The sequence below is a fragment of the Actinomadura geliboluensis genome (assembly GCF_043197915.1).
Classification (GTDB): Bacteria; Actinomycetota; Actinomycetes; order Streptosporangiales; family Streptosporangiaceae; genus Spirillospora; species Spirillospora geliboluensis.
On the sequence record NZ_JBICUA010000015.1, the window covers coordinates 27,377 to 42,630 of the forward strand.

Consider the following 15,254-nt stretch of genomic DNA (forward strand, 5'->3'; position numbering starts at 1 on the left):
ACCTGCGAGGACCCAACCGAGGGATTCACCATGAAATACCTGCTGCTCGGCTACACCCCGGCCGCCGCGTGGGACGCCGCCACCGCCGACGCCCCCTCCGAGGAGGCGCTGGCCGCGTTCGCGACCTACCAGAAGCTGGAGCAGGAGCTGATCGCCTCCGGCGAGTTCGTCACCAGCGAGGGCCTCGGACACCCGGCGGTCAGCACCACCGTCCACCGCGACGGTGACAAGGTCGTCGCCACCGACGGCCCGTTCGCCGAGCTCAAAGAGGTCCTGGCCAGCTTCGCCGTGATCGACGTGACCGGCAGGGAGCGCGCCGTCGAGATCGCCGCGCGCATCGTCGAGGTGCTCGGCGAACCGATCGAGATCCGCCCGATCATGGGCGAGGACTTCACGGCGTGAACCGGGAGCTGGAGCACCTGCTGCGCACCGAGGCGCCGCAGGTGCTCGGCGCGCTGGTCCGCCGCTTCGGCCGCTTCGACATCGCCGAGGACGCGGTGCAGGAGGCGCTGCTGACCGCCAGCCGGACCTGGCCGTCCGAAGGCGTCCCGGACAACCCGCGCAGCTGGCTCATCCGCGTCGGGTACCGGCGCATGGTCGACCTGATCCGCTCCGACCAGGCCCGCGCCCGCCGCGAGCAGCAGGCCGGTGCGGCCGAACTTGCCATGCAGGCACCCGACCGCCGGGCAGACCCCGCGCCCGAGACCGACGACAGCCTGACCCTGCTCCTGCTGTGCTGCCACCCCGCGCTGGAGCCCACCTCCCAGGTGGCGCTCACGCTACGCGCGGTCGGCGGCCTCACCACCGCCGAGGTCGCCCACGCCTACGGCACGACCGAACCCACCATGGGCGCCCGGATCAGCCGCGCCAAACAGCGGCTGGCCCGCGCCGGAGCACGCTTCACACCACCCACCGACGCCGACCGCGACAGCCGCATGGCCGCCGTGATGCGCGTCCTCTACCTGATCTTCAACGAGGGCTACACCGCCACCGCCGGCGACCGCCTCGCCCGCGTCGACCTGACCCGCGAGGCCATCCGGCTGACCCGCATGCTCCACGCCACCCTCCCCGACGACGCCGAGGTGACCGGCCTGCTGGCGCTGATGCTGCTCACCGAGTCCAGACGCACCGCCCGCACCGACGGCGGCGACCTCGTCCCCCTGGACGAACAGGACCGCACCCGCTGGGACCGCGACCTGATCGACGAGGGCACCGCCCTCATCGACGGCGTCTGGAACCGCGCCGAAACCGGCCCCTACCAACTCCAGGCCGCGATCGCCGCCGTGCACGCCGCGGCCGCCTCACCCGACCAGACCGACTGGGCCCAGATCGCCATGCTGTACCTGTGGCTCGAACGGCTCACCCCCACCGCACCGGTCCAGCTCAGCCGCGTGGTGGCCGTGGCCCACGCCCACGGACCGTCCCGCGGCCTGGCCCTGCTGGACGACCTCAACCAACGCCACCACCTGGACCAGCACCCGCTCACGAGGCAACGCGAGCACGCCGTCCGCGCCCACCTGCTCCAGCTGACCGGCGACACCACCCGCGCAGCCGCCCTCTACCGCCAGGCAGCCGACCTGACCGCCAACCAGGTAGAACAACGCTACCTACTAAACAAAGCCAAAACCCTCACTTAACGCGGCCCGCTTGTCGCGAATAAATGGTCGCGGGAATGCGACGGCAACCTCCGGTGTGCAGGGTGACGGCGGAAACTCGCGAGAGCTTCGCTGATGACGGCTGTTGGGTGGGATGCGCTTTCACTGGCGTTTCTCCACCCACAGGACGGAATCGATGTCCATAGCAGGTGCCGCCACGTCGCCCCGCTCGTCGACGGCAGGCTGGGCGGCGGTGCTTTCGGTGACGATGGGGATCTTCTCGATCGTCACCACCGAGATCCTCCCGATCGGACTGCTGACGTCCATCGGCTCCGGCTTCACCGTCTCCGACGGGACGGCCGGGTTGATGATGACCATGCCCGGATACCTGGCGGCGGTCGCGGCTCCCGCGGTCACCATCGCCACGGCGCGGATCGACCGGCGGTCGATGCTGTGCGCCTGCATGTTCCTGCTGGCGGCGGCGAACTTCCTCGCGGCCGCCGCGCCGGGCTACTGGGCGATGCTCGTGTCGCGCGTCCTGGTCGGAGTCGTCATCGGCGGCTTCTGGTCGATCGGCGCGGGCCTGGCGGGCCGGCTGGTGCCCGCCGGCTCGACGCGCCGGGCCACCGCGGTGATCTTCTCGGCCGTCCCGCTGGGGTCGGTGCTCGGTGTGCCACTGGGGACGCTGATCGGCGACCTGGCCGGGTGGCGGGCCAGTTTCGCGGTGATGGGCGTGCTGTCCACGGCGGTGCTCATCGCGCTCGCCGTACTGGTACCGCCGCTGCCCGCCGAACGGGCCACGCGGTTGGACGTCCTGCGCGGCATGATCCGGAACGGCGGCACCCGGTTCGCGCTGCTGGCGACCTTCCTCGTCGTCCTGGCGCATTTCGCCGCCTACACGTATGTGACGCCCTCCCTTGAGCGGGTCACGCATGTGCCGTCAGAACTGCTCACGGTGTTCCTGCTGATCTACGGTCTCGCCGGAATCCTCGGCAATTTCCTCGGGGGCGCGGCGGTCGCTCGTCACCCGTACGCCGCTTTCGGCGTCGCCGGGTGTCTCATCGCGGTCGCCACGCTGAGCTTTCCTCTTCTCGGCCGATGGGAGGCGGGCGCCATCGCGCTGCTGATCGTGTGGGGCGTCGGCTACGGCGCCGTCCCGGTCTGCTCGCAGACGTGGTTCATCAAGTCCGCCCCGCACGCGCCGGAGGCCGCATCCGTGCTGTTCACGTCGTCGTTCCAGGCGACTCTCTCAACCGGCGCGCTGGTCGGCGGCATCGTCGTGGACCGCACGTCCCTCTCGACGGTCATGCTTCTCGGCGGGACCGCAGCGGCCCTGATGACGACGACCATGCTCCTCCGTTCACAACGCAGTCCATCCAATCCTTGATCACGGCTTTTGAGGGTTTTGTTGGCCGTAGATGAGGGCGGGGGCGTTGTTGTAGGCGGTTTCGTGGAGGAGGTGGTGGCCGATGCGTTCGGCGACTGAGATGGAGCGGGTGTTTCCTGGACGGATCACCGAGATGACCTCGGGGGCCTTCAGGGTGGTGAAGCAGTAGGTGATGGCGGCGCGGGCGGCTTCGGTGGCGTAGCCCTTGCCCCAGTGCGGGCGGGCCAGGCACCAGCCGACGCCGAGGCCCGGGAAGCCGTGGGGTTGCCAGGGGCCGGCGCGTCCGACGAAACGGCCCGTTGCCCGTTCGATCACGGCCCAATGGGAGTAGCCGCGGATTTCGCGGTGGCCTATGAACAGGGCCAGGCTGCGCCAGGCGTCGGCGGGTGTGCGGCCGATCGGGGCGGCTAGGCCGTCCGCCACTTGGGGGTCGGCCATCATTGCGGCGTAGTCGTCGAAGTCGTCCCCTGTGAGGGGGCGGAGGGTCAGGCGGTCTGTTTGCAGGACGGTCATGATCACAGTGTGCGCGGGCTTTGGAGGATGAGGCCGGAGAGTTGTTCGCAGAGGTGCTGGACGGCTTTGGCGGCCTCTTCGTCGCGGGCTCCGGGCGGCCAGGGGACGCGCTGGAGTTGGGCGTTGGTGTAGGTGTCGGTGACGCCGTCCAGGTCGGGGCTGGCGGCCAGGTGGACGCTTGAGCGTGCCGCCTTTGCCAGGTCGTTCAGCAGACGAGGGCCGAAAAAATGGATGAGCGGGGCCACGGGCCGGTAGGCGTAGGGGAACGCGCTGATTGATGTGGCCTTGTTGCCCGGCGTGTAGGCGTGGCCGGGGTAGGCGACGTTGACGGTGATGTCGTCTGGGGCCAAGCAGTCGGCCATCCTGCGGCTGACGGCCATCAGGGCGGTCTTGGCGTGGTTGTACTGCGAGAACGTCCAGCCCAGGTACTTCTTTTCGCCTTGGAGATTGGCGATGTCCAGGGGCTTGCCGGGGATTCCGCCGGTCAGGTTGACGACGCGGGCGCCTTCTGCGGCGCGCAATTGGGGCAGTAGTCGGCAGGTCAACGCGTAGGGCGCCAGGACGTTGAGGGCGAAGGTCCGCTCCACGCCGTCCTGTGTGAGGGTGCGGGACGGGCTCATGCCGCCGACGTTGTTCACGAGGACGTGCAGGTGGGGGTGCCGGTCCGCGATCTGGTCGGCCAGGCGGCGGACGCCGTCGAGGCTGGTGAGGTCGCCGGTGCAGGCGGTCGCGCCGATCTCGGCGGCGGCGGCCTCGGCTCGTCCGGCGTCGCGTCCGACGAGGATGACGCGGGCGCCGAGCCGGGCGAGTTCCCGCCCGGTCTCCTTGCCGATCCCGCCCGTACTGCCGGTCACCAGGACGGTCTTACCGCTCATCGGTTCCATGACGTCTCCTGTCATGTTTGGCACTCAGTGACACAAACGCTAGCAGGTGCCAGAAGTATCCTCCATGCGTGAGCGGTGGAGAGCGAGCGGGGCTGCGGGAGCGGACGCGGCGGGCGGTACGGGCGGAGTTGTCCGCCCTGGCGGTCGAGTTGTTCCTGGAACGCGGCTACGAGGGCACGACGGTGGAGGACATCGCCGCGGCGGCGGGCATGTCGCGGCGCAGCTTCTTCCGGTACTTCCCGTCCAAGGAGGACGTGGTCTTCGGCGAGGCGGGGGATGTCGCCGAACGTGTCGCCGAGGCGATTCGCGGACGTCCCGGCGACGAGGCGGCATGGGCGTGCCTGTGCGCGGTGCTGCGCGAGTGGCAGGAGGCGATCCACGCGGCGCAACCCGACCTGCGGACGCTTCGGCTGATCGAGGAGGCGCCCGCACTCCGGGCGCGGCTGCACGCCGAGCGGGACCGGATGCGCGAGCTGATCAGCGCCGCGCTGCGGGAGCGGCCCGGCGGCGGGGTGGACGCCTTCACCGCCGACCTCCTCACGGGAGCGGCCGCCGCCGCCCTGGACGCGGCCGACCGGGAATGGCTCCGCAGTGGTGGCACGGCCGACCGCGCCGCACTGCTCGACCGTGCGTTCGGGGTTCTCAGGCTGTCCGGTTAGACGTCGAGTTCGGCGGCGAGGGTGTCGCGGAGGAGGGTGAGGCGGGCGATCTCGGCGTCGAGGGCCCTGAGGCGGCGGCGTGCGGTTCCGTTGCTCTGCGCCGCGCACCCTGGGGCGTCGCCGTCCAGGAGGTGGAGCCGGTCGGCGCAGCCGCGGACGTCCTCGATGGTGAGGCCGAGCGACAGCAGCCGCCGGATGGTCAGCACGCGGGCGACCTCGGCCGGGCCGTACCGGCGCTGCCCACCCGGGGTGCGGGACGGCGGTGGCAGCAGGCCGCGCTGCTCGTAGAGGCGCAGTGCCCGCGGGGTCGTTCCGGCCGCCGCCGCCGCGTCGCCGATCCGCATGGGTCCTCCTCCGGCCGTCTAAGGCTCGACGATGACGGCGCCCAGGTGTCGTCCGCTGATCAGTTCGTGCAACGCCCGCGGCGCCCGCTCGATGCCCGCGACGCGCGTGTGCGGGAAGGTGACGGCGCCCGAGCGCAGCCAGGCGCCGAAGCGTTCGGCCCACTCGGCGCCCGGGGCGGTGCCGCCGAAGCCGCGCATCTCGATGCGCTTGGCGATCAGCGTGAACGTGTCGATCTCGACCGGGGACGTGGTGCCGGGCAGGCCCGGTGAGAGCTGCCCCGCCAGCGCCCCGACGAGGACGAACCGGGCGCCCGGACGGGCGGCGGCGATCGCGGCGCGGAGCTGCTCGCCGCCGACGTTGTCCACGAGGACGTCGATCCCCTCGGGCGCCGCCTCCGCCAGCTGCTTCGCGATGGGCCGTTCGCCCCGGACCAGGGCCGCGTCGTAGCCCAGCTCGGACACCAGGTGGGCCGCCTTGTCCCGCGAACCGGTGCTGCCGATCACCTGGCCCGCGCCGAGCATGCGGGCGAACTGGCCGGCCAGCGAGCCGACCCCGCCGGCGCCGCCCGCGACGAACACGGTGTCGCCGGGACGGACCCGCGCGTCCCGGGTCAGCGCCGCGTAGGAGGTGGCCGCCTGCCCGAGATGGGCGGCGGGGTCGGGCAGCGCGCCGGGCAGCGGCGCGCACTGGTCGGCGGCCAGGACGGCGTGCTCGCGCCAGCCCAGCCAGTGCTGGACGAGCTCGCCCGCCCGCAGCCCGGAGCCGGACGGCGCCGAGACGACCTCGCCGATCGCCGCTCCGAACAGCGCGTCGCCGGGGCGCAGCGCCGGGAACGGGGTGCCTTCCACCCCGCCGCCGATCAGGGTCCGCAAGGAGGGGAAGACCTGGAAGAAGCGGTTCCGGACGAGCACTTCACCGTCGTCCGGCACCGGCATGGGCACCTGCTCGACGGTGAAGTGCTCCGGCTGCGGCAGCCCGTCCGGCAGGGCGGTGAGCCGCACTATGCGGGATGTGGTGGACGACATCGAACGCTCCTCGGGCGTCCGGGCACGGTGCCCGGAGACGGCGCCGAGACGCTAACCCTTGACCCGCGGGTCAGGGTCAAGTGCTTTGCGGCGCGCGGTCGCGCGGCGGGGTGAGGGCGGCGGCCGCGAGGGCTCCCACGGCGGCGGCCACCGCGGCCAGGACGAAGCCGTCGGTGAAGCCGTCGAGGGTGTCGCCGGTGAGGCTCGCGGCGGCGACGCTGGAGATGACCGCGGCCCCGATGGACGCGCCGAACTCGTGGAACGTGCTGACGATGCCGGACGCGATGCCGGATTCGTGCGGCGCCACCTGGCCCAGCGCGGTCGCCGACGCGACGACGAACATCGCGCCCGTGCCGGCGCCCGCCACCGCCGTGCCGATCACGACGGACACCGGGTGCAGCGACAGGACGGGCAGCGCCATGCCCAGCGCGGCCGTGAGCAGGCCGACCACGGCCAGGCGGCGGGCGCCGATCGTGGCGATCGTCCGCCCGGTGACGTTGGCGCCGATCATCGTCGCGACGGCCACCGGCAGGAACAGCAGGCCGGTGCGCAGGGCGCCGTAGTCCTCCGCGTGCTGGAAGTAGAACGTGCCGAGGAAGAACACCGCGATCATCAGGGCCGTCGCCATCAGGATCAGGAAGGTGCCGGTCGCCACCGGCCGCCTGACCAGCAGCGAGAGGTCCATCATGGGCGAGCGGGCGGTCCGCTGCCGGACGACGAACGCGAGGTAGCCGAGTGCGGCGAGCAGGATCAGGACGCCGGTCGCGGCGGTGAGCCAGCCGTCGTCGCCGGCGCGGATGAACGCGTAGATCAGCGCGCCGGACGAGGCCGTGACCAGGAGCGCGCCCAGCACGTCCAGCCGGGGCCGGGGCGCGGTGACCTGCTGGTGCGGCAGCATCCGGGCGAGCGCCGCGATGATCACCACGCCGATGGGGACGTTGACGTAGAAGACCCACGGCCAGCCGGGGCCGGCGGTCAGCGCCCCGCCGAGCAGGACGCCCAGCGCGGCGCCGCCACCGCCGAGCGCCGACCAGATGCCGAGGGCCCGGTTCCGCTCGTCGCCGTCGAACAGGCTGACCACGAGGGAGAGGGCGGCGGGAGAGAGCAGCGCGGCGCCGAGCCCCTGCGCGATGCGGCCGCCGAGCAGGACTTCCGCCGATCCGGCGAGGCCGGTCGCGAGGGACGCGGCGGTGAAGATCAGCAGTCCGGCGAGGACGACGCGCTTGGCGCCGATCAGGTCGGCGGTGCGGCCGCCGAGCAGCATCAGCCCGCCGAAGGTCAGGGTGTAGGCGCTGACCGTCCAGGTCACGGCCTGGCGGCTGAGGCCCAGGTCGGTCTCCATGTGCGGCAGTGCGATGGCCACGACGGTGACGTCGAGGATCAGCATCAACTGGGCCACGCCCAGGAAGCCCAGGATGCGCCAGCGCAGCGGGTGCGCGGATGTCTGCTGTTGTTGCATCACGTCTCCTTAACTCGTACTTCCCCATACGAGTTCTTGGAGAGTAACACGTATGAGGCAGTACGAGTTAAGATGCGGGCATGCCCACCGCCCCTACCGGCCGCCGCCGGCGCGCGGACGCCGAGCGCAGCATCGCCCGCATCGTGTCCGCGGCCCGCGAGTGCCTGCGCGCCGATCCGAACGCGAGCATCGACGACATCGCCAAGGCCGCCGGCGTCGGGCGGATGACGCTCTACGGCCACTTCCGCAACCGGCGTGAACTCGTCGAGGCCGCCCTCGCCGACGCCCTCCGCGACGGCGAGGAGGTGCTGTCGGACGTCGATCTCGACGGCCCCGCGCGGGACGTCCTGAGCCGGCTGCTCGAATCGAGCTGGGCGCTCGTGGCCGAGTCGACCGCCCTGCTGGCCGCGGCCCAGGGCGTCCTTCCCGCCGGACGCGTCCGGGAGATGCACGCCGGGTCCGCGAAGCGCGTCGAGGAGCTCATCCGCCGAGGCCAGGACGAGGGCGCCTTCCGCACCGACATGCCGATCGACTGGCTGGTCAACGTCGTGCACTACGTCCTGCACGGCGCCGCGGAGGAGAACCGCGCCGACCGGTTGAAGCCCGAGGAGACCGCCCGGGTCGTGATCGCGACCGTCCAGTCCATCCTGGCCGCGTAGCGGAATCAGCCGACGAACTGGTGATCGGTCCGGATGCGGCCACCGGGGTCCAGGGAGAGGACGTCCAGGCCGCCGCCGACCGGCTCGTGCGCGCCGGCCGTCACCATCGACCACCGGACGGCGACCACGTTCGCCGCCAGGACGACCGGGTCCGCGGCCGCCGCGAACACGTGCTCGCCCGGCGCGACGAACATCTCGTAAGCCCTGGTGACACGTGCGTCCAAGGCGTCATGGCCGCGGACGTCCAGCGGCGGCGCCGGGACGGCGAGCCCCGCGGCGGCGTCCCGGATCGCCTCCGGCGGGTTGACGAGCACGTGCAGCGCGTCCGGCGCCCACAGCTCCCTGATGAGGGCGCTCCGCGCCGCCGGGTCGGGTTCGTTCCACTGGGCGATGTACCGGTCGGTCAGTCGTTTCGCGTCGAAGGTGTCGCTCATGGCGAGCAGTGTGCGGGCCCGGCCTGCGGCGCGGCGATTCCCCGCGGGGAATCGCGGAACGGCGGGCGCCCCGTTTGGATGGGGGTATGACGGTGCCGGTGGAATCCGACCAGTTCGCCCGTGAGCTGAGGCGATGGCGGGAACGCCGCCGTTTCAGCCAGCTCGACCTCGCGATCCGGGCCGACACGACCCAGCGCCATCTGAGCTTCCTCGAACAGGGGCGCTCGCGGCCCGGACGCGCCATGGTGGTGCGGCTCGCCGAGTCCCTGGAACTGCCGCTGCGAACGCAACGAAATGCTGCTGTCCGCCGGTTACGCGCCGATCTACCCGGAGTCGAGGCTGGACGCCCCTGAACTCGGGCCGGTACGCGAGGCACTGGAGCGCGTCCTGGACGGGCACATGCCGTACCCGGCGGTGGTCGTCCGGCCGTACGGGGAACTCGTCGCCGCCAACCCCGCCTTCGCCGTGCTCTCCGAGGGCGCCGCTCCCGCACTGCGGGAACCGCCGGTCAACGTGCTGCGCCTCGCCCTGCATCCGGACGGGATGGCCCGCAGGGTCGGGAACCTGGCCGAATGGGGTCGCCACATCACCGGCAGCCTGCGCGACCAGGCCCGGCGCGTGCCCGCTCCGGGGCTCGCGGCGCTCATCGAGGAACTGGACGGCTACCTGCCCGACCTGGAGTCGTCCGCCGGCCACCTGGGTTTCGCCGTGCCGCTGCTCTTGCGAGTACCGGAGGGCGACCTGCGCCTCATCACCACGCTGACGTCGTTCGCGACCGCCGTCGATGTCACGCTGTCGGAACTGCGCCTCGAAGCGTTCCTGCCCGCGGACGAGGCGACCGCGACCATTCTCACGCGGCGCGCCCGAGACTAAGCGGGATGCTCGGCGCAGAAGCAGCCGACGCCCTCACCGAGCCGCCTGGTGGTGGCGTGGCCCGCCGCGCGGCCCAGCCCGCTCGTCCGGTCCCTCGTGGCGCTCGCCGCCGGGGTCGTCTGAGTGTCATGGGACGCCGGCGGCGGGTTCGGCGGGCAGGATGGCGGGGTGAACGAACTCGAAGAAGGCACCCGGCTGACCCTGGACTTCGACAAGCTCGCCGGCGTCGCGGCGACCGGGGCGCGGGTCGTGCCCGCCGTCCTGCAGGACGCGGCGACCGGCGACGTCCTGTTCATCGGCTACGCGAACGACCAGGCGCTCAAGGCCACGCTGGACGAGCGGATCGCCGTGCTGTGGTCGACGTCCCGCAACGAGCTGTGGCGCAAGGGCGCGACCTCGGGGGACGTCCTCAGCTTGGTCGACGTCCGCGTCAACTGCGAGCAGAACTCCCTGCTGTACCTGGTCAACCGCACGACGGGCGGGGCCTGCCACACCAAGGACGCGTCCGGCGAGGCCCGGCCGACGTGCTACTACCGGTCGGTCGCCGACACCGGAACCCTGCGCCACCTCAGTTAGCGGCGGCGGGGAATTCCTCGGTCAGCCAGGTGGAGAGGGCCGTGCGGGCGGCGCCGAGCTGCGCTTCGGTGGGCGGGGTGCCGGTCGCGGTGTTGACCACGAGAGCGAAGTGGACGGCGTCGTCCTGAGCGGTGATCCGCAGTTTCTTCGCCGTCGCGGAACCGGTCTCGGCGACGGCCGCGATCGGGCCCGACGCCGGGACGCCGTTGAGCGTCGCCAGGTCGCTCACAATGGCCGTGCCGGACGGGGCGAAGGAGTTCGGCAGGTGCAGTTCGGTCGGTGCGCTCGTACCCGCTGAACGCCAGACGAGAATGCCGTACTGGCGCCCTTGCAGAAGGGCGGTAAGGGACGACGGCGCGGTCAGCCACGCCTTCTCCTGCCCGGCGCCGCCGTAGCCGGAGCGCGCCAAGTCCTCGAAGGCGAATGCCAGGGTGTCGCCGTTGACGGCGGACGGGTAGAGCCGGTCGAGGACGCGCCGGTCCAGCCGGAGCGCGACGGCTCCCGCGTCGTCGGTGGCCACCACGGAATGGTCCTCGTCGTTCCAGCCGTCGCCCTCGGTCTGCACCTTGTCGGGATTGCCGTTCATCAGCTCGTGGTGCCGGCCGCTGTAGATGTCCCAGTGCCACTGCATGGACGACAGCACCTGCCCGCCGGACGCGGGCGCGCTCCACCAGTTCTTGCCGGGAACGCCGTAGTCCATCGCCTGGTACATGGCGCGGATCATCCACGGGGTGCGGCCGTCCGACATCTTGTTGCCGAATTCCGAGACCAGCGGCGCGGTGCCGAGGTCGGCGGCGCGCTGCCGGATCTCGTTCATCGCGGCGTCGTACGTCCCGTCGGACGCGGCGGTCGGGTCGAGCGTCATGCGCGCCCCGTCGTAGTAATGGCTGTTGAACACAAACCGGGTGCCGAGCTGCCCGACGGTCGTCATTCCGCCCTGCTCGAAGAACCCGGTGTTCCAGAAGACGAGCGGCTCGGCGAACGCCGGTTTGGCCGTCCAGCCGGCCTCGTCCATGGCGGTGCGGACACGCTGGTAGAACGGCATCAGGAAGTTCTTCTCCCAGTCGGTGCCGTTCTTGCCGTCGAGGCCGCCGTCGAACGGCTCGTTGAACGCGTCGAGGCCGAGGATGTTGTCGAACGCCGGCTGGGGGAGTTTCTGCTTGAGGTACGCCATGGTGGCCTTGGCCTGCGTGATGTAGGCGTCCTGGACGCCGATCTGACCGGCCGGTGTCGTGAGCACGCGGTTGCGCCAGAAGTCGTAGGCCGCCTTGCGCACGGCGGTGTTCGTCTGCATGTTCTGGCCCCACATGATGCAGATCCCGCACGACTCCTTCGGGTAGCCGCCCGCGTCGATCACCCATTTCGGAGCGCCGTCCCCGGTGTACCAGCTGCCGGAGTTGAACAGGTGGGACGAGTACAGATCCTGGTGGTAGTCCAGCAGGACGCGGATTCCCCGGTCGGTGAACGCCCTGATCTGCGCGATGGCCCGGTCGAGATAGGCGTTGTCGATCCGGTCGGGGGCAGGCTGGACGCCCTCCCAGCTGATCAGGAACCGGACGGCATTGGCGCCGGTCAGGTCGCGCATCGCCTGCGCCGACTTCACGGCGTCGGCCGTGCTGCGGAACGGCAGCAGGCCGTTCTCGTAAAGCTTCGTGCTGCCCGAGACATTGAAGCCGCGCAGCGTGACCTCGCGTCCCGCGGCGTCCCGCAGCACCCAATTCCGCTGCTGCGGGGAAACGACGACGTCCGCCTGCGCGGGAGCCGCGGCGACGGCCACCGTACCCGCGGCGGCGACCAGCGCGGCGGCCAGGACGGTTCGGCGGGAACGGGCGGACGAAGCGCGCATCGCTGCCATGGCGGGGGCCTTTCCGAGGGCTCTTGATCCAGCAGTGTGCAAGAACCTTCTTGCATGCGCAAGAACTATCTTGCAGACGTGCCCTCCACCACGCGCGACCGCGTCCTCGACGCCGCCCTGGAGCTGATCCAGCAGCACGGGTTCGGCGGCACCACGGTCACCGACATCGAGGAACTCGCCGGGCTGTCCCCCGGCAGCGGCAGCTTCTACCGGCATTTCCGCTCGAAGGAGGAGGTGTTCCGCGCGGTCCTGGAGCGGGAGCTGGACCGGGCCCGGCGGCACCGCGAGGAGTTCGAGCGCGGCCCCGTCGACGACGATCCGCGCGCGGCGCTGGCCCGGCGGCTCGTCCAGCAGCTCGACTACCTGGCCCGGGTCCGGCCGCTGATCAACCTGCTGGCGCGGGAGCACGGCCGGTTCCCCGAGGTGACGCGGCGGATCCGCAGCGTCCTGGTGGACCAGGGCATCGCCGAGGAGGCCGAGCACCTGACCCGCGACATGCCGGACGGCGACGGCCACGACGACCCGCACGCCCTGCTCGCGGTCGTGGTGTCGGCGCTGACCGGCTACGAGCTGTCCCGCGGCTTCTTCGGCCGCCCGCCGGCGGACATCGCCCCCGAGCGGTTCGCCGCGGCCCTCGCCGCCCTCATCACCGACCCCCCGGAGCGCGACGCACCGTAGTGAGACGGGCCGGATCCGGTCACGGGGTGGAGCCGTCCCCGCTCGGCTGCGACTTTGTATCGCAGTGCGCCCCGCGCTCCGCCGGGGCAGCCACCGCGCTGACGAGTCGGGGGTCCGGAGTATGCGGCGACTGATCGCGGCCGGGACGGCGGCGGTGACGGCGTGCGCCGCGCTCAGCGGCTGCGGCGGCGACGAAGCGGCGTCCATCCTCGGCAAGGGCACGCTGGTGGCGGGCGTCCGGCCGGACCTGCCCGGCATCGGGTTCAGGCGCCCCGACGGGACGTTCGAGGGCCTGGACGTGGACGTGTCCCGCTACCTCGCTCAGCGGCTCGGGAAGCGGGTCCGGTTCGTCCCCGCGCTGGCGCGCGACCGCGAGCGCCTGCTCCGCGAGGGCGGCGTCGACATGGTCCTGACGTTCTGGCTGGAGCCCGAGTGGCAGCAGCGCCTCGCGTTCGCCGGGCCGTACCTGCTGTCGTACCAGGACATCCTCGTCCGGGACGGCGAGCGGGCCGTGCGCGGCGTGCGCGACCTCCAGGGGCGCAAGATCTGCGCCGTCACCGGGTCGGGCGCGGCCGAGGCCGTGACCGTGGAGCGGCAGGTGCCGGCGGTGCCGGTCACGGCGCGGTCCTACGCCGACTGCATGACCATGCTGCGGGACGGCCGGATCGACGCGATCACCACGAACGACACGATCCTGGCCGGGCTGAAGACCCGGCAGGGCGCCGGGTTCCGGCTGCTGAACGCCAGGTTCGGCGAGCGGCGCACGGGCATCGCGATCCGCATGGGCGACCCCGACGGCTGCGAGGCCCTCAACCGGGCCATCACCCAGATGTACCAGGACGGGACGATGGGGAAGTTCATGGCCAAATGGTTCGGCACGTCCGGCCTCGACCTGTCGGACCTGGAGGTCCCCCAGTTCGAGGGCTGCCTGTGACCGCCGGGACGGTCACCGGCGCGGGGCGCCGGCGCCGTCCGGCGTCCCGACCATGGGGACGCCGGCGTCCGCGCCCCGGTCCCTGCTCTTGGTGGGCGTGGCGCTCGGCTTCTTGCCGTTGGTGTTGTCGGGGCCGCGCGGCGGCGGGCTGGTGCTGTGCGCGTTCGGGCTCTGGGACGCCTTGCCCGGCGAGGCCGGCTTGCCGTGCTCCTTGCCCGGCGCCGACGAGGGCGCGGACGGCGAGGAGGTCGACGAGGACGACGAGGACGACACCGACGGCGACGCGCTCGGCAGCGGCGACGGCGAGTACTGCGTCGCCGGCGTGCTGTCGTGGCCGCCGCCCCCCGACTCCTGCTGCGTCGGGGACGGCGCGGGAGCCGGCTCCATGCCGGGGAAGTGCCCGGTCGCGTAGGCGACGCCGCCCGTCAGCACGAGCAGGGTGCCGCCGACCAGCGCGATGACCTTGGCGGTCAGGAAGCGGCGCAGCGCGGCCAGCCGGGAGGGCCGGGCCGCGGGCGGCGCGGACCGGAAGGCCGCGACGGCGGCGTCCTCGCCCGCGATCTCCGCCGCGCGGCCGGGGGCGGCGGCCGCCGCGAGCAGGGTGTGCAGGGCGGGGTGCCCGCCGGCGCCGTCGAGCAGGCGCTCGGCGGTGCGCTCGTCGAGCCGTCCGGCCTCGGTGTGGTCGCTCATGACACCCCTTCAGCGCCCGTACCGCCGGTTTTGTCACCCCGGACCAGCGACCGCTCGGCGCCGCCGTCCGACAGCCGGTCGGCGAGGCGGCGCAGGCCGCGGTAGGCGGCGGTGCGGACGGCGCCCGCGCGCTTGCCGAGCACCTTGCCCGCGGACTTGGCGTCCAGGCCCACGACGACGCGCAGCAGCACCGCCTCGGCCTGGTCGCGGGGGAGTTCGGAGATCAGCCGGAGTGCCTCCTCGGTGGCGATGCCGTTCAGGGCGTCGAGCTCGGTGTCACCGTCCGCGGCCATCGTGACCAGTTCCTCGGCGGGCAGGTCGGAGCCGGGCCGGCGGGACTTGCGGCGCAGATGGTCCAGCGCGCGGTGCCGGGTGATCGTGGCGGTCCAGCCGCGGAAGCCGTCGAGGTCGCCGCGGAACGAGCGCAGGTCGCGCGCGATCTGCAGCCACGCCTCCGACGTCACGTCCTCTGCGTCCGCGCCGACGATCGCGCCGGCGAACCGGATCAGCCGGGGCTGGACGTCGCGGTAGAGCATGCGGAAGGACTCCTCGTCGCCGTCCTGCGCCGCCCGCAGCGCACGACCGAGTTCCTCCTCGCCCATCGCGCCATTGTGCAGAAAATCTCACGGTGGTGTGACACCTACGCGTGGGTTCGCGCTGAACGAATGACTCCCGCGCCGCCGGGACG

General features: G+C 72.1%; 20 protein-coding genes. 10 read left to right on the top strand and 10 right to left on the bottom strand.

Going from position 1 to position 15,254, the window contains the following annotated elements; translation table 11 throughout:
• Positions 1-30 precede the first annotated feature (30 nt).
• Entirely contained in the window at positions 31-402 is a 372-nt protein-coding gene (locus tag ACGFI1_RS37570; RefSeq protein ID WP_392735505.1) for a YciI family protein, read from the top strand.
• Complete coding sequence (locus ACGFI1_RS37575; RefSeq protein ID WP_392792416.1) at positions 399-1,637, top strand: RNA polymerase sigma factor; 1,239 nt, start codon at positions 399-401, stop codon at positions 1,635-1,637. Before ACGFI1_RS37570 ends, ACGFI1_RS37575 begins: the two co-directional genes overlap by 4 nt.
• Positions 1,638-1,757: 120 nt before the next feature.
• Here the strand turns inward: ACGFI1_RS37575 and ACGFI1_RS37580 are convergent, their stop codons facing one another.
• Positions 1,758-1,886, bottom strand: coding sequence for a hypothetical protein (locus ACGFI1_RS37580; RefSeq protein WP_392792419.1), 129 nt, complete (start codon positions 1,884-1,886; stop codon positions 1,758-1,760).
• Here ACGFI1_RS37580 and ACGFI1_RS37585 point away from each other — a divergent pair.
• A complete protein-coding gene (locus tag ACGFI1_RS37585) occupies positions 1,864-2,982 on the top strand; it encodes an MFS transporter (RefSeq protein WP_392792615.1) in 1,119 nt (372 codons plus the stop codon). The two genes, ACGFI1_RS37580 and ACGFI1_RS37585, sit on opposite strands and share 23 nt — an antisense overlap.
• Here ACGFI1_RS37585 and ACGFI1_RS37590 read toward each other — a convergent pair whose 3' ends face one another.
• Together ACGFI1_RS37590 and ACGFI1_RS37595 are read right to left on the bottom strand one after the other, a co-directional pair.
• On the bottom strand, positions 2,983-3,495 hold the full coding sequence (locus tag ACGFI1_RS37590) for a GNAT family N-acetyltransferase (RefSeq protein ID WP_392792422.1): 513 nt from the start codon (positions 3,493-3,495) through the stop codon (positions 2,983-2,985). It lies immediately after the preceding gene.
• A 2-nt stretch (positions 3,496-3,497) separates the two neighbouring features.
• The gene (locus ACGFI1_RS37595; protein WP_392792425.1) at positions 3,498-4,379 is read right to left on the bottom strand and encodes an SDR family NAD(P)-dependent oxidoreductase; all 882 of its coding nucleotides are present in this window, start codon (positions 4,377-4,379) and stop codon (positions 3,498-3,500) included.
• A 68-nt stretch (positions 4,380-4,447) separates the two neighbouring features.
• On the opposite strand from ACGFI1_RS37595, the gene ACGFI1_RS37600 reads away from it, so the two are divergent.
• Positions 4,448-5,038, top strand: a complete 591-nt coding sequence (locus ACGFI1_RS37600) for a TetR family transcriptional regulator (protein WP_138637368.1) — start codon at positions 4,448-4,450, stop codon at positions 5,036-5,038.
• Here ACGFI1_RS37600 and ACGFI1_RS37605 read toward each other — a convergent pair.
• The 3 genes from ACGFI1_RS37605 to ACGFI1_RS37615 form a co-directional block, all read right to left on the bottom strand.
• The gene (locus ACGFI1_RS37605) at positions 5,035-5,382 is read right to left on the bottom strand and encodes a MerR family transcriptional regulator (protein ID WP_392792428.1); all 348 of its coding nucleotides are present in this window, start codon (positions 5,380-5,382) and stop codon (positions 5,035-5,037) included. The two genes, ACGFI1_RS37600 and ACGFI1_RS37605, sit on opposite strands and share 4 nt — an antisense overlap.
• 18 nt (positions 5,383-5,400) lie before the next feature.
• Entirely contained in the window at positions 5,401-6,408 is a 1,008-nt protein-coding gene (locus tag ACGFI1_RS37610; protein WP_392792431.1) for an MDR family NADP-dependent oxidoreductase, read from the bottom strand.
• A 76-nt stretch (positions 6,409-6,484) separates the two neighbouring features.
• A complete protein-coding gene (locus ACGFI1_RS37615) occupies positions 6,485-7,867 on the bottom strand; it encodes an MFS transporter (RefSeq protein WP_392792433.1) in 1,383 nt (460 codons plus the stop codon).
• Between the two features lie 80 nt (positions 7,868-7,947).
• Between ACGFI1_RS37615 and ACGFI1_RS37620 the strand changes: the two genes are divergently transcribed.
• Entirely contained in the window at positions 7,948-8,526 is a 579-nt protein-coding gene (locus ACGFI1_RS37620; RefSeq protein WP_392792435.1) for a TetR/AcrR family transcriptional regulator, read from the top strand.
• A gap of 5 nt (positions 8,527-8,531) precedes the next feature.
• Here the strand turns inward: ACGFI1_RS37620 and ACGFI1_RS37625 are convergent, their stop codons facing one another.
• Entirely contained in the window at positions 8,532-8,960 is a 429-nt protein-coding gene (locus ACGFI1_RS37625; protein ID WP_138637372.1) for a hypothetical protein, read from the bottom strand.
• 86 nt (positions 8,961-9,046) lie between these two features.
• On the opposite strand from ACGFI1_RS37625, the gene ACGFI1_RS37630 reads away from it, so the two are divergent.
• The 3 genes from ACGFI1_RS37630 (at position 9,047) to ACGFI1_RS37640 (ending at position 10,409) form a co-directional block, all read left to right on the top strand.
• Complete coding sequence (locus ACGFI1_RS37630) at positions 9,047-9,313, top strand: helix-turn-helix domain-containing protein (RefSeq protein ID WP_392792437.1); 267 nt, start codon at positions 9,047-9,049, stop codon at positions 9,311-9,313.
• Positions 9,255-9,833, top strand: coding sequence for an MmyB family transcriptional regulator (locus tag ACGFI1_RS37635; protein WP_392792440.1), 579 nt, complete (start codon positions 9,255-9,257; stop codon positions 9,831-9,833). Before ACGFI1_RS37630 ends, ACGFI1_RS37635 begins: the two co-directional genes overlap by 59 nt.
• 168 nt (positions 9,834-10,001) lie before the next feature.
• Positions 10,002-10,409: a phosphoribosyl-AMP cyclohydrolase gene (locus ACGFI1_RS37640; RefSeq protein ID WP_392792442.1), complete on the top strand. Its 408-nt coding sequence runs from the start codon at positions 10,002-10,004 to the stop codon at positions 10,407-10,409.
• Here ACGFI1_RS37640 and ACGFI1_RS37645 read toward each other — a convergent pair.
• Complete coding sequence (locus ACGFI1_RS37645; protein ID WP_392792444.1) at positions 10,402-12,264, bottom strand: cellulase family glycosylhydrolase; 1,863 nt, start codon at positions 12,262-12,264, stop codon at positions 10,402-10,404. The two genes, ACGFI1_RS37640 and ACGFI1_RS37645, sit on opposite strands and share 8 nt — an antisense overlap.
• Positions 12,265-12,342: 78 nt before the next feature.
• On the opposite strand from ACGFI1_RS37645, the gene ACGFI1_RS37650 reads away from it, so the two are divergent.
• Entirely contained in the window at positions 12,343-12,942 is a 600-nt protein-coding gene (locus ACGFI1_RS37650; RefSeq protein ID WP_387068965.1) for a TetR/AcrR family transcriptional regulator, read from the top strand.
• 121 nt (positions 12,943-13,063) lie between these two features.
• The gene (locus tag ACGFI1_RS37655; protein ID WP_392792446.1) at positions 13,064-13,876 is read left to right on the top strand and encodes a transporter substrate-binding domain-containing protein; all 813 of its coding nucleotides are present in this window, start codon (positions 13,064-13,066) and stop codon (positions 13,874-13,876) included.
• A 12-nt stretch (positions 13,877-13,888) separates the two neighbouring features.
• Here the strand turns inward: ACGFI1_RS37655 and ACGFI1_RS37660 are convergent, their stop codons facing one another.
• Positions 13,889-14,566 (bottom strand): hypothetical protein, encoded by a 678-nt coding sequence (locus tag ACGFI1_RS37660; protein WP_392792449.1) that lies wholly within the window; start codon positions 14,564-14,566, stop codon positions 13,889-13,891.
• On the bottom strand, positions 14,563-15,168 hold the full coding sequence (locus ACGFI1_RS37665) for an RNA polymerase sigma factor (protein ID WP_138637378.1): 606 nt from the start codon (positions 15,166-15,168) through the stop codon (positions 14,563-14,565). Before ACGFI1_RS37665 ends, ACGFI1_RS37660 begins: the two co-directional genes overlap by 4 nt.
• Between the last annotated feature and the right edge of the window lie 86 nt (positions 15,169-15,254).

Excerpts from the sequence above, each read along its gene's own strand:
- ACGFI1_RS37570 (WP_392735505.1), top strand. The coding sequence starts at position 31 with ATGAAATACCTGCTGCTCGGCTACACCCCGGCCGCCGCGTGGGACGCC.
- ACGFI1_RS37585 (WP_392792615.1), top strand. The coding sequence starts at position 1,864 with ATGGGGATCTTCTCGATCGTCACCACCGAGATCCTCCCGATCGGACTG.
- ACGFI1_RS37590 (WP_392792422.1), bottom strand. The coding sequence starts at position 3,495 with ATGACCGTCCTGCAAACAGACCGCCTGACCCTCCGCCCCCTCACAGGG.
- ACGFI1_RS37595 (WP_392792425.1), bottom strand. The coding sequence starts at position 4,379 with ATGGAACCGATGAGCGGTAAGACCGTCCTGGTGACCGGCAGTACGGGC.
- ACGFI1_RS37605 (WP_392792428.1), bottom strand. The coding sequence starts at position 5,382 with ATGCGGATCGGCGACGCGGCGGCGGCGGCCGGAACGACCCCGCGGGCA.
- ACGFI1_RS37610 (WP_392792431.1), bottom strand. The coding sequence starts at position 6,408 with ATGTCGTCCACCACATCCCGCATAGTGCGGCTCACCGCCCTGCCGGAC.
- ACGFI1_RS37615 (WP_392792433.1), bottom strand. The coding sequence starts at position 7,867 with ATGCAACAACAGCAGACATCCGCGCACCCGCTGCGCTGGCGCATCCTG.
- ACGFI1_RS37620 (WP_392792435.1), top strand. The coding sequence starts at position 7,948 with ATGCCCACCGCCCCTACCGGCCGCCGCCGGCGCGCGGACGCCGAGCGC.
- ACGFI1_RS37625 (WP_138637372.1), bottom strand. The coding sequence starts at position 8,960 with ATGAGCGACACCTTCGACGCGAAACGACTGACCGACCGGTACATCGCC.
- ACGFI1_RS37630 (WP_392792437.1), top strand. The coding sequence starts at position 9,047 with ATGACGGTGCCGGTGGAATCCGACCAGTTCGCCCGTGAGCTGAGGCGA.
- ACGFI1_RS37635 (WP_392792440.1), top strand. The coding sequence starts at position 9,255 with ATGCTGCTGTCCGCCGGTTACGCGCCGATCTACCCGGAGTCGAGGCTG.
- ACGFI1_RS37645 (WP_392792444.1), bottom strand. The coding sequence starts at position 12,264 with ATGGCAGCGATGCGCGCTTCGTCCGCCCGTTCCCGCCGAACCGTCCTG.
- ACGFI1_RS37655 (WP_392792446.1), top strand. The coding sequence starts at position 13,064 with ATGCGGCGACTGATCGCGGCCGGGACGGCGGCGGTGACGGCGTGCGCC.
- ACGFI1_RS37660 (WP_392792449.1), bottom strand. The coding sequence starts at position 14,566 with ATGAGCGACCACACCGAGGCCGGACGGCTCGACGAGCGCACCGCCGAG.
- ACGFI1_RS37665 (WP_138637378.1), bottom strand. The coding sequence starts at position 15,168 with ATGGGCGAGGAGGAACTCGGTCGTGCGCTGCGGGCGGCGCAGGACGGC.